Origin of the sequence: cyanobacterium endosymbiont of Braarudosphaera bigelowii (assembly GCF_020885515.1) — a bacterium.
Classification (GTDB): domain Bacteria; phylum Cyanobacteriota; class Cyanobacteriia; order Cyanobacteriales; family Microcystaceae; genus Atelocyanobacterium; species Atelocyanobacterium thalassa_A.
This window is the reverse complement of record NZ_AP024987.1, coordinates 346429-359385: the sequence shown is the minus strand read 5'-3', so window position 1 is coordinate 359385 and position 12957 is coordinate 346429. Positions and strand designations below refer to the sequence as shown.

The window sequence follows — 12957 nt, the reverse complement described above, 5'->3', positions numbered from 1 at the left end:
TTTTTCTTTATTTGGAAAAATTAGAATTCAGCAAAGATTCATCTTTATTCATCAATATTTCTTTTTCTTTGAAAGAAGTAGCTAAAGCGACATTCTCTTCTCCTACTTCTTTTAAAATATCTAAAACTTGTACAACTTCATTATAACTTGATTGTTTAGATGCCCGAAGAACTACTAATCCTTTAGGATTAAATTCCCGATAAGTTTTAATAGAATCAAATAGTTGATTATGTGTAATTAACCTTTCGTCGACATACAGTTGATTGGAATTATTCAAGCTAACTATCATTGTTTTTTGTATTTGAGGTTTAGCTGAACTAGCTTGAGGTAAATCTAGATTGATGGACTGCTGTCGAGAAAGTCCAACTATACCTAAAATAAAAAAAGTTAAAATACAAAAAATCACATCTATCATTGGTAACATATCGATCCGAACTTCTTGTTCCTGAGAAGAAAATAGTTTGGATTTTAATGAATGAGAGCTAATTAGACTATTATATTTTTTAGTTCGGGAGTTTTTGTTGTTTGACATAGATTTCTATTGAAAAATAAGTACACAAATTAATTATTCGTTGCAAGTCTCATGTAAGTTTTTAGAATTACTAGAATTAATTTTGAGCCAATGTTGCTGATAAATTAATTCCAATTCACTACCTATTTTTCTGAAAACTCGAACTTGATTAAACCAAAGCGATTGAAAAATTCGATAAAAAGTTAGGCTAGTAATGGCAATAATTAATCCAGTAGCAGTCGAAATTAATGCTTCACCAATTCCAAGAGTTACACCTCTTGCAGAAGAAGTCCCCAGGTCACTAATTTGTATGTTCCCTAAAGAACTAATTAATCCTAAAACAGTTCCTAAAAGTCCTAGTAAAGGAGATAAAGCTATAATTCCTTCTAAAACTTTATCGCCCTGTCTCATTAATGTTAGTTCATCATCTGCTGACGATTCCATAGCTAAATGAAAAACTTCAGGATCTGGATTGTCCAACTTTAAAGAAATATAAAGAAAATTACCAATAGGATACTTGCTATAGTTTTGAGCAATTTTTGAAACAGCATCCCAATCATAAGAAGCAGTTTTAAGAATAATCTTAATAATTTGCTTTTCTTTAGACAAGAATCTGATCCAAAAAAATGAACGTTCAATAATTGTACTTAAGGCCAATATTGATAAAAAAAGTAAAGGCCACATGGCAATTCCACCCTTTGCCATAATATCTGGGATGTTCATAGTCTTTATTTAACCTCTATATTTACATTAATGATCAAAAAAAGATTTGTCATTTACAATAGTAGCTTTTTGGTAAATTACTTTACTCATACTTATCAGGTAATTATATATTTTTAAAGTAAGTATTAATGAATAAAATACTATCACGCATATTAATTTTTTAATCAGAATATTTACTATTAAAATTTTTAAAACTTTTTATGTATTTTATATACTATATAGTTTTTTGTAATATCATAGTAGTTATGCTACTAAGATATATTGAGATTAATTCTAAAAAGTTGGTAGAAATCTCTAAAATTTTGATAATTGAGTTCTACAAACCTTATCTTATACAACTTTATTAAAATAAATGGATATTTAGTCAAAATATTTTAAAAATTTAAGTCTTCTATAATTTTTCTTTGATTAATTTAAGAATAAAAGCTTTGAATAAAATAATGAAAACCCTAATTAATTAGCCAACAAATACTCTATTAGCAGTTACAATAATTGACTAAAATCATGAAATTGAGCAAATAAACTATTAGCTCTAAGAAGAGGAACCTCTATGGCAAAAGTTCTTGTTTCAGATCTTATTGATCAAACCGGTATCGATATTCTCTCCCAAGTAGCCCAAGTAGATATAAAAATAGGATTAACATTAGATGAATTAATTAAAATTATTCCTGAATATAGTGCTTTAATGGTACGCTCAAGTACCTATGTAACAAAAGAAGTTATTACTGCAGGCAATCAACTAAAGATAATTGGGAGAGCAGGTGTTGGAGTAGATAACATTGATATTGCTTCTGCCACTCGGCAGGGTGTTTTAGTAGTAAATTCTCCAGAAGGTAACACTATCGCAGCAGCAGAGCATACTTTAGCAATGATGTTGTCCCTGTCACGACATATTCCTCAAGCAAATCAGTCTATAAAGGATAATAAATGGAACCGTAAATCTTTTGTTGGTGCAGAAGTATATAAAAAAACTTTAGGAATTATTGGACTTGGGAAAATTGGTTCACATGTGGCAAATATTGCTAAATCCATGGGTATGAAATTACTAGCTTATGATCCTTTTATTTCTAATGAAAGAGCCGAACAATTAGGATGTGTTTTAGTTGAACTTGATATGCTTTTTGCAGAATCTGATTATATTACTTTACACATTCCAAAAACCCCTGAGACAGCACATATTATTAATAAAAAAGCTTTATCTAAGATGAAATCTACAGTTCGTATTGTCAATTGTTCAAGAGGAGGAATAATTGATGAAGATGCTTTAGCTGAAGCGATTATTACAAGAAAAGTTGCTGGAGCAGCCTTAGACGTATTTGAGAAAGAACCACTAGATAATTCTAAGCTTACAAGTTTAGATAATATTATTTTAACTCCCCACTTAGGTGCATCTACAGCTGAAGCTCAAATTAATGTTGCAGTTGACGTTGCTGAACAAATTCGTGATGTTTTGCTTGGTTTACCAGCTAGATCTGCAATTAATATTCCAGGATTCGCTCCTGATCTAATAGAAAAAATGCGTCCCTATCTACAGTTAGCTGAGACACTAGGCAACTTAGCTGGACAGTTGGGAGGAGGACGCATTGAAAGGTTAACGGTCCGTTTACAGGGAGAGTTAGCGACTATGCAAAGTCAACCTATAGTGGTTGCATCAATCAAAGGGCTTCTTTCTCACGCTCTAAGGGAGCGTGTAAATTATGTTAATGCTGCTATTGAAGCTAAAGAAAGAGGAATTCGTGTTATAGAAACTCGTGATGCTTCAATATGTGATTATGCTGCTTCTTTACATCTTTCTGTTCAGGGCTCTTTAGGAGAACATTCAGTGACAGGAACATTGTTAAGTGATGGAGAAATTCGTATTACTGATATGGATTTCTTCCCTATTAATGTACTTCCTAGTAATTATATGTTATTCACTGTTCATCGTGATATGCCAGGAATAATTGGAAAAATTGGCTCATTATTAGGCGATTTTAACGTTAACATAGCTAGTATGCAGGTAGGACGTAGAATTGTACGAGGAGATGCAGTTATGGCTATTAGCCTAGACGATCCTTTGCCTGACGGTTTATTATTAGAGATCATGAAAGTTAAGGGTATTCGAGACGCTTACACAGTTAAACTTTGAGTACTGTTTTAATTTTATAAATTTAGTAAAAATATTTGCTGGATTTTTTATCAATGATCATAGCTATTTTAATTTTATGTCAACTAGTTGGTGGGAAATTACAATTTTATGTCATCCTAATTTAGAAGATTTAATATGTTGGCGTCTAGATCAGTTTGGATGCCTAGGTACCTCAAGAGAGGTTAGAGGAAAATTTTATACTATTCAAACCTATATTCCTAAATTAAAATATCAATCTTTAGAAATTTCTACTTTATTCTTTTGGTTTCATCAAGACGCATTAAATTTATGTCTGCCTAAACCACTTGCTTCCTGGAAATTAATTAATGATGAAGATTGGAACAATAGATGGAAAAAATATTGGCAACCTACAGAGATAGGTCAACATTTTCTTGTTTATCCTGCTTGGCTAACTATCTCCAAAAATACAAAAAAAATAGTTTTACGGCTTGATCCAGGAACAGTTTTTGGGACAGGGACCCATCCTACTACACAATTATCTTTAAATTTTTTAGAAATGTGCTTGGTTAATCAGTTAAAAAATATCTCTATTTTAGATATTGGGACAGGTTCAGGCATTCTTGCGATCGCTGCTGCTTTATTAGGGGCAAACAAAGTACATGCTATTGATGTTGATTATTTAGCAGTTGATGTAGCATTGAATAATCAATGTCTTAATAAAATTAACCCAAATGTTTTGACAATTTATCAACAGAGTATTGATCAACTATCAAAATCAATGCCTAATAAATTTGACGGAATTATTTGCAATATTTTAGCTGAGACAATGATTCATAAATTTCCAAAACTTTCTAAGTTAGCAAAACCTAATACATGGATGATTCTGAGTGGAATTTTATTAGATCAATCAGAAAACGTTATCAATATTTTAGAAAAATATGGATGGACGGTAACCAATTATTCCCAAAAAGAACAGTGGTGCGCCTATAGAATCTGTAAAGTAAAAAAAATATAAAGTATTATGAACAGTAGTATGCTTAAATTTTTTTAATTGTGTTTTTGACATTCCTCTACTAAGCCATCAAAACCTTCCCAAATTTGCTTATCTGAAGCCTCAACCATACCGAACATAAATTTAGTTTTTTCTAATATCTCTAAAGTTAAGATTTCCTTTAATGGTTCAAATTTGTAGTTTAATGTAGCAGCAACAGTACCATCAGAAATCATCGGTTGATTTTTTACTTTTAATTCTATCTTTCCATTATTTTCTCCATAATAATCTGCCCATCCTTGCTCAGAACCATTGGACTTGGGAGGTTTCATACACTCTTTGAACTGTTTTAAATTTATTTTCTTGTATTCCCTGATAGATTGAGCATAAACAGAAGAAATGCCTGATAAATACAAAATAACATTGAAAGTAAGGAAAAATTTAAAGAGATTAATCATTGATAGATTTACTGTGATTTTGAACAACTTAACATTTTATGCTTGTAATCATAACGGCTCTTTTTAAAATTTGCTCACAAAAAATTAAAACTTAAATAATCTTAAATCTTTTATAACTTTATACAAATTTATAGTTGCTTGAATAATATTTTTTTGAATAATTTTAAATATTGTAGTTATCTCAGCCACATCGTTTGATGATACTATTTCTTTGCCAATAAAAATATAAGCAAATTTTAGATTTTTAATATTTGATCAGCTATTTTATTAATCTAAATAATTATTCTATTACAACAATTATTACAAATAGTCTTAAATCTCGTTTACACCTCTCTGCTTTTCTATTTTCAACAATCTTGAAAGAATACTTGAATACGTTTATGGTATCGCAATTACATTTAAAGTACTAACTCTGATATAGAACAGAGATAATAGTCAAAAACTATAAGAGAAACTTACTGTAATTGATATTGCTTACTCAGTATTTCTCTTATAGATTTACCCTTAACACTTTCTGAATAAATGTACTAGTATTAATACCTTTGTTATATCTATTTTAGATATATTTACTAATTAGCAACCTTACTCTTACAATAACATTAATTGCTTTGAGAGTATGATATTCTTCACTTGATCTATGAAAAACAATGGAAAACTTTGGTTAATTGGAGGAACAGGAGATAGTGCCAAAATAGCAAAAGTAATTGCTGAAAACTTTTTTCCTTATTTAGTTACAGTCACTACTTTACAAGCTATTCATCTTTACAAAGATGATCCAAATGTTAGTATAAGTATAGGTAAACTAAGTATAAAAGATATTCAGAACTTTTGTCGTAAAGAAAAAGTAAAAGGAATTATCGATGCATCACATCCATTTGCTGAAAACATTTCACGATATGCGATTAATATTGCTCAATCTTATGCAATACCGTACATGCGTTATGAGAGACCTTCCTTGCCTTTAGATTCACAAGTAATTTATTTGGATAGCTTTAAAACTCTAATTACAAAAGAATATTTAGCGAAGAAAAGAGTTCTACTTACAGTAGGTTGTAAAGTTTTACCCATGTTTAATCCATGCCATCAACAATCTTTGTTGTTTGCACGAATCCTTCCTAGGTTAAGTTCTCTAAAAATAGCCTTGGCTGCAGGATTTAGAGAGGAAAATATTATTGGTGTACGTCCTCCTATAAATTTAGAACTAGAAAAAGCTATATGTAAACAATGGAAAATCGATATGGTAGTCACAAAAGCTTCAGGAAAACAAGGTGGAGAGGATATTAAAAAAAGGCTTTCTAAAGCACTTGGAATTTCTCTAATTATCATTCAACGTCCTAATATAAATTATCCTAAATCTACACAACAGATATCTGATATTATCGGTTTTTGTTACGAGTGCTTAAAACAATAAGATACTTCTTAAAAGCTCAATGTATAGATAGAGATTATAATAGAATAACTTTCATTAGTCTCAGAAATATAAATTCCATTATCTTATAAATTATTCAAAAAATAAGATATTGAGGAATAGAAAAAAGTTAATTTTATTTGAATTATAGGTAGATGTAGTGGCTTTAATAATTGCAGGTGATCGTAGTGGAACTGGTAAAACCACAATAACTCTTGCTTTACTATCATTTTTGCGCCAAAAAAAAGCAAAAGTTCAATCTTTCAAAGTTGGCCCAGACTATATAGATCCTATGTTTCATACTTATATTACTGGGAGATATTGTCGTAACTTAGATCCTTTGATAACTTCTGAAGATTATGTTAAATATTGTTTTGATAAGAATTGCCAAGAAGCTGATTATGGTTTAGTAGAAGGAGTTATGGGCTTATTTGATGGAATTCCTTTAAATCAAGTTAATTATAGTAATATAAAACTAGAGAATAAATCTACGCTGCACTATTCCAGTACTGCTCATATTGCATTATTACTAGATATACCAATAGTCCTTGTTATTGATTGTAGACATCTTTCAGCATCAATAGCCGCAATTGTCTATGGCTACCGTTTTTTGAATTCTAATATAAACATCTTAGGAGTAATCCTCAACCGTGTAAAAAGTGAACGTCATTTAGCATTATTGAAAGCATCCTTAGAATCTATTGATGTTTTAATATTAGGAAGTATTTATTATCAAGATGATTTAGTAATCCCAGATCGTCATTTAGGGTTAATTCCTGTTAATGAATTAACTAATCTTGAAATAATTTTTGATAAACTAGCCTATCTAGCTCAAAATTGTCTTAATTGGGATTTTTTAGTTAAGAAATCAAAAATAACAACTTCGCGTTTCAAAGTTAATATGCTATGTCGCGAGCTTCCTATTACTTCGCCTTCCCATCTTAAAATAGCAGTTGCGAATGATAAAGCATTTAATTTTTATTATGCTGACAATTTGGATTTATTAAAGAGTTTAGGAGCTGAATTAGTTTACTGGAGTCCTGTGAAAGATGAAATTTTACCAAAAGATGTTGCAGGAATTTATATAGGAGGGGGGTTCCCAGAAATGTTTGCTCAACTACTATCCAATAATAGAAAATCTATAAAATCTTTAAGGTTAGCTGCCTCTAATGGTATGCCAATATATGCAGAGTGTGGAGGATTAATGTATCTCTGTGAAAACATTATTACTTTAGAGGGAGATTCTTGGCCAATGGCAAGAATATTACCAACTGTCGCAACAATGGGACATGGTTTAGCTTTAGGATACAGACAAGCAGTTGCTTCCCGTTCAGGATTTATATTGAAATATGGTGAAACTTTTTGGGGACATGAGTTTCATCGCTCTAGATTAACAATCAGGCCTTCTTATCCTGCTCTTAAACTTTCTAATTGGTATGGGGAAGCCCAGAATTATGACGAAGGATGGTGCAATTATAATATTTACGCCTCCTATTTGCATTTACATTTTGGTAATTATATAAAAATTCCAAAAAGATTCTTGCTTCATTGTACTAACTTTTCAAAATTTTCCGCGATACAGTATTGATAAAACAATCTATAAATGATACTTTCAACGTAGCAAGAACTGTATTTTAGTATATAAAGTGGATATAACTTTGTACATACTTTAACATGGTGTATTATAAAAAAGAAAGCTCAATATCAATACTAGTCAATTGATATATTTTGAGGTCCTGCATTTTTTTTATCGAGATCATCGTAATGCTGATAAGAGCTTAATCCTTGTTTTTGTAGCCAACTTTTTAAAGGATCATCTGTTATCTTTAACCTAAGTATACCAGAAGCAAAACCACCAGTAAAAGCAAAAGGTTGTTGAATAAATTCTTTTAAAATAGGTTGTAATTTTTTGATAAACATAATAATTTTTCTACTTTAAGTTTAGAATTTTGTAAAAAGAAGATAAATAAATTATAACTCTTATCTATTGAATTGCATCATACTATTCATTCTTTCCTAAAATTAATTAATTATTCTTTATATATTTTAACTATCATTTATGTTGAAAATTAAAGTATACAAAGTTTCAACATAACTAAGTATATTGTCTCACTCGGTAAACCTCAAAAAGATATATTTTAACTTAAGTATTTAGACAGCTATTTAATACTAAGATCCTAATGATGCTATTAACTATAAAGAATAATATTTTTTCGTAATTTTAAGAATATAATGAGTATATTAGAAACTATTAGTGATAAGGTCCAATCAACTATTCATAAACGTATCACTTTTTCCGACTATATGAACCTAGTTCTATATGATCCACACCAGGGATACTATGGTTCCGGAAAGGTAAATATTGGACCTAAAGGAGATTTCTTCACATCATCTTCATTAGGCCAGGATTTCGGAGAGTTATTGGCAGAACAGTTTAAAGAGATGGCTGATATCTTAGGCTATCCTAACAATTTTACTTTGATTGAAGTGGGTGCAGGCCACGCTATTTTAGCTTCTGATATACTCACATATTTGGAAAAAAAATATCCTAAATTCTACCAGAATCTTGACTATATTATTATTGAAGAATCTGAAGCATTAATTAAAGAACAAAAAAATTATTTAAAACACATTAATAAAATAACATGGAGTTCTTGGGAAGATATTTCTAATAACTCAGTAATTGGATGTATTTTTAGTAATGAATTAATAGATGCATTTCCAGTACATCAAGTTATAGTTCAAAATAATGAACTAAAAGAAGTTTATATTAGTGTCAAAGACAATAACATCCAAGAAGTCATCCAAGAATTATCAACTCCTAAACTGTTAGATTATTTCCAGTTAATTAATATAGATTTAACTACTCAATATTATCCAGAAAACTACAGAACAGAAGTTAATTTAAAAGCTTTAGATTGGTTAAAGACTGTATCAAATAAGATTAAAAAAGGATATTTAATCACAATTGATTATGGTTACATCGCTTCCAAATACTATCATCCTCAACGATATCAAGGTACTTTAAGTTGCTATTACCAACATCGATATCATTGTAACCCTTATGTTAATCTTGGATATCAAGACATAACTGCTCATGTAGATTTTTCAGCTATGGAAGTACAGGGTAATTTATTAGGATTAGAAATACTTGGGTTAACTCAACAAGAATTATTTTTGATTAGTTTAGGATTAGGTGAACGTTTAGCTGATTTATCTTCTAATAAATATTCCTTGTCAGATGTCTTAGCTAGAAGGGACAGCCTTCATCAATTAATAGATCCTAGAGGATTAGGTCGCTTTAAAGTGTTAATTCAAGGAAAAGGACTAAGTAAAATAGACAAAAACATTATTTTGTCTGGCTTGAAGCAAAATTTCATTTAATAGAAATTAATCTCATATACTTAATAAAGAATAGCAATGTAATTTCTTGAATATCAATTTTAATTTTACCTAAAGAATCTTCTCTAATCCATAGACCAAAGACTTTAACCGAGTTACTTGTCTGATAGCAAGTAATATGCCTGGCATATAGCATGTTCTGTTACTAGTATCATGACGGAGCGTATAAACTTGTCCTTCCGAACCAAAAATTACTTCCTGATGAGCAATTAGTCCAGGTAAGCGAATGCTATGCACTCTAATATTATTGGATGCTAAGCAACCCCTAGAAAATTTTATAGTTTCTGTTTCTTCCATACAAGAAACATTATAAATTTTCCCAGATTCAGCCAGTATTTCAGCTGTTTGGATTGCAGTACCACTAGGAGCATCTATTTTATGATTATGATGAGATTCAATGATTTCAACATCATCAAAGTACTTCGAAGCTTCTATTGCAGCTTTCTGGAGTAATACTATTCCTATGGAAAAATTAGGAATAATTAAACATCCAGTACTTGCTTTATCTGCAAATTCTTCTAAATCTTTTAACTGTTCTTTTGTTAACCCCCCTGTAGTTCCTACAACAGGACGTACCCCATAAGCAATCGCACTTCTTATATTATTGTACATATTGTTTGGATGAGTAAAATCAACCATAACTCCTTGTACTTTTTCTTGAGTAGCTGTTATTAATATACTCTCTAAATCATTAATAACAGGAATTTCTAAATGTTTAATTCCAGCTAATTCTCCAATATCTTTGCCGAGATAATTTGGATTTATATCTACAGCACCGATTAATATCATATCCTGTGATTCGGCAACATGTTTAATTACTTCACGCCCCATTTTCCCCCCGGCACCATTAACAATAACAGGAATAGGTGATTCAATTGTCATGTATTTTATCCTTAATTAAGTTATTAAAATTTATTTTTTTAGAAAAGGTCAATTATTCTTGATAAAGAAGATTTAGGCCTAGTATATAAAAAATAATGTGGAGAATATCTTCTCTACAAAGGCTGTGCAAATCAATTTTTTATATTGTGTTTTGTATTAATTTATATATATTTTTCTTGTTTTTAATAGGAATGGCCACATGAGTCATTACTCTGTTATTACCAAGTAAACCATTATAGAGTTTATTCTTTAACCAATAAGATAACTTAAAATTGGTTAAAGAATAAAGTAATCAGAAATTTACTAAATCACTTGTAAATTTCGATCAATTTATAGTCATAAATATTTTAGAACTATTTAGATTCTGAGAATTCAGCATCTATTACATCATCACCGGTATTAGGAACATCTCCTGAGCTTGCATCAGAAGTATTATCAGAATCTGGATTCGGAATATTTGGATCTGACTCTGACTGCTGATAAACACTTGTGCCAATACTGTAAAGAAGCTGTTGCAACTCTTCAGTTAATGATTTTATATTATCATCATTATCTTCAGCAATTGCTTCTTTTAATTGTTTAATTAAGTCTTCAGCTTTAGCTTTATTATCAGCTGATACTTTATCCTCTAGTTCTTTGAGTTGCTTTTCTCCTTGATAAACTAGCGAGTCAGCTTGATTTTTACGATCAATTTTTTCTCTACGTTCTTTATCTTCATTCGCATTTTCTTCAGCTTCCTTGACCATTCTGTCAACTTCTTTATCTGGTAATGTGGAAGCTCCAGTAATACTTATAGATTGCTCTTTACCAGTTCCTTTATCTTTAGCTGTTACGTTAAGGATACCATTTGCATCGATATCAAAAGTTACTTCGATTTGAGGAACACCACGGGGTGCTGGGGGAATACCATCAAGACGGAATAAACCTAGATCCTTATTATCCTTAGCCATTTCACGTTCTCCTTGAAGCACATGAATTTCTACATTACTTTGACTATCAACTGCAGTAGAAAAAACTTCGGATTTTTTTGTTGGAATAGTAGCGTTACGAGGAATAATTTTTGTCATTACACCACCTAAAGTCTCTACTCCGAGTGATAGTGGAGTAACATCGAGAAGTAAAATATCTTTAACCTCCCCTGCTAGGACTCCTCCTTGAATAGCAGCTCCCATAGCTACAACTTCATCAGGATTAACTCCTTTGTTAGGATCTTTCCCTAAGATTTTTTTAACTAGTTCTTGCACCGCAGGAATACGTGTGGAGCCTCCAACTAAGACTACTTCATGAATATCATCTTTAGTTAACTTTGCATCTTTCATCGATTTCTCTACAGGAACACGAGAACGATCAATTAGATCAGAACAAAGCTCTTCAAACTGTGCTCTTGTAAGAGTAATATCGAGATGTTTAGGACCTTCCTGTGTAGCCGTAATAAAAGGAAGATTAATTTCACTTTGAGTAACTCCGGATAATTCTATCTTAGCTTTTTCTGCTGCTTCTGTTAAGCGCTGTAAGGCTTGCTTATCTTTACGAAGATCGATACCTTCATTTTTTTGAAATGTACCAGCTAGATAATCAACTATTTTCTTATCAAAATCATCTCCTCCCAGATGAGTGTCACCAGAAGTGGATAGCACTTCAAATACACCATCTCCTACTTCTAGAATGGACACGTCAAAAGTTCCACCACCTAAATCAAAAACTAAAATAGTTTCATTATTTTTTTTATCTAGACCATAAGCTAGAGATGCAGCTGTAGGTTCATTGATAATACGTTTAACTTCAATGCCAGCAATTTTCCCTGCATCTTTTGTTGCTTGACGCTGAGAATCATTAAAATAGGCAGGAACAGTTATTACTGCTTCAGTTACCTTCTCTCCAAGATATTTACTTGCATCTTCAACTAACTTGCGTAGAACTTGAGCTGATATTTCCTCAGCAGAGAATTGCTTGTCTTGAGCAGAACATTCTAGTTTAACGTTACCATTCCCATCTTTTGCGATATTGTATGATACATCACTAGAGCCTGAGCTTATTTCATCGTGTTTGCGACCTATAAAACGTTTAACTGAGTAAAATGTATTTTCCGGATTCATTACTGCTTGACGCTTAGCAATTTGACCTACTAAACGATCACCACCTTTTGTGTAAGCGACTACAGAAGGAGTAGTGCGGAATCCTTCTGCATTAGCTATAACAGTTGGTTTCCCGCCTTCCATTACTGCGACACAAGAATTAGTAGTTCCTAAATCAATTCCGACAATTTTTCCCATATTCTGACTCCTTAATTTCTATAAAATTTATTCAAAGCTGATATTTAGCTTAAACTATTAAAAATAGGTTTTCTTGAATATCAATTACTTATATATATGGTGACGGGATTTAGGGGATCTAGGATAGTGTAGTTTTCCGAACCTAATTTGGTGGGTGTGAAACATAAAAAAATATTAATCACTATAAAAAATAATTAATACTTCTTTGGTATTGACATAA

11 protein-coding genes are annotated in these 12957 nt (G+C 31.0%); 5 read left to right on the top strand and 6 right to left on the bottom strand.

The window, feature by feature from the left end; translation table 11 throughout:
- Nucleotides 1-7: 7 nt before the first annotated feature.
- Both LPC16_RS01550 and LPC16_RS01545 read right to left on the bottom strand, forming a co-directional pair.
- Nucleotides 8-532 (bottom strand): ExbD/TolR family protein, encoded by a 525-nt coding sequence (locus tag LPC16_RS01550; protein ID WP_229637490.1) that lies wholly within the window; start codon nucleotides 530-532, stop codon nucleotides 8-10.
- Nucleotides 533-565: 33 nt separating this feature from the next.
- On the bottom strand, nucleotides 566-1234 hold the full coding sequence (locus LPC16_RS01545; RefSeq protein ID WP_229637489.1) for a MotA/TolQ/ExbB proton channel family protein: 669 nt from the start codon (nucleotides 1232-1234) through the stop codon (nucleotides 566-568).
- 550 nt (nucleotides 1235-1784) lie between these two features.
- Here LPC16_RS01545 and serA point away from each other — a divergent pair.
- Nucleotides 1785-3362 (top strand): phosphoglycerate dehydrogenase, encoded by a 1578-nt coding sequence (gene serA, locus LPC16_RS01540; RefSeq protein ID WP_229637488.1) that lies wholly within the window; start codon nucleotides 1785-1787, stop codon nucleotides 3360-3362.
- A gap of 76 nt (nucleotides 3363-3438) precedes the next feature.
- Nucleotides 3439-4338: a 50S ribosomal protein L11 methyltransferase gene (gene prmA, locus LPC16_RS01535; RefSeq protein ID WP_229637487.1), complete on the top strand. Its 900-nt coding sequence runs from the start codon at nucleotides 3439-3441 to the stop codon at nucleotides 4336-4338.
- A gap of 32 nt (nucleotides 4339-4370) precedes the next feature.
- Here prmA and LPC16_RS01530 read toward each other — a convergent pair whose 3' ends face one another.
- Entirely contained in the window at nucleotides 4371-4646 is a 276-nt protein-coding gene (locus LPC16_RS01530; RefSeq protein ID WP_229637486.1) for a hypothetical protein, read from the bottom strand.
- 763 nt (nucleotides 4647-5409) lie between these two features.
- Between LPC16_RS01530 and LPC16_RS01525 the strand changes: the two genes are divergently transcribed.
- Nucleotides 5410-6183 (top strand): cobalt-precorrin-6A reductase, encoded by a 774-nt coding sequence (locus LPC16_RS01525; RefSeq protein ID WP_229637485.1) that lies wholly within the window; start codon nucleotides 5410-5412, stop codon nucleotides 6181-6183.
- A gap of 157 nt (nucleotides 6184-6340) precedes the next feature.
- Entirely contained in the window at nucleotides 6341-7768 is a 1428-nt protein-coding gene (locus tag LPC16_RS01520) for a cobyrinic acid a,c-diamide synthase CobB (protein WP_229637484.1), read from the top strand.
- Nucleotides 7769-7890: 122 nt separating this feature from the next.
- On the opposite strand, the gene LPC16_RS01515 is transcribed toward LPC16_RS01520, so the two are convergent.
- Nucleotides 7891-8100 carry a ssl0294 family protein gene (locus LPC16_RS01515; protein WP_229637483.1) on the bottom strand — a complete coding sequence of 70 codons (210 nt, stop codon included), beginning with the start codon at nucleotides 8098-8100 and terminating at the stop codon, nucleotides 7891-7893.
- Nucleotides 8101-8412: 312 nt separating this feature from the next.
- On the opposite strand from LPC16_RS01515, the gene LPC16_RS01510 reads away from it, so the two are divergent.
- Nucleotides 8413-9564: a class I SAM-dependent methyltransferase gene (locus LPC16_RS01510; RefSeq protein WP_229637482.1), complete on the top strand. Its 1152-nt coding sequence runs from the start codon at nucleotides 8413-8415 to the stop codon at nucleotides 9562-9564.
- Nucleotides 9565-9633: 69 nt separating this feature from the next.
- On the opposite strand, the gene dapB is transcribed toward LPC16_RS01510, so the two are convergent.
- On the bottom strand, nucleotides 9634-10464 hold the full coding sequence (gene dapB, locus LPC16_RS01505) for a 4-hydroxy-tetrahydrodipicolinate reductase (protein WP_229637481.1): 831 nt from the start codon (nucleotides 10462-10464) through the stop codon (nucleotides 9634-9636).
- Between the two features lie 353 nt (nucleotides 10465-10817).
- Nucleotides 10818-12737, bottom strand: a complete 1920-nt coding sequence (gene dnaK, locus LPC16_RS01500) for a molecular chaperone DnaK (protein ID WP_040054446.1) — start codon at nucleotides 12735-12737, stop codon at nucleotides 10818-10820.
- Between the last annotated feature and the right edge of the window lie 220 nt (nucleotides 12738-12957).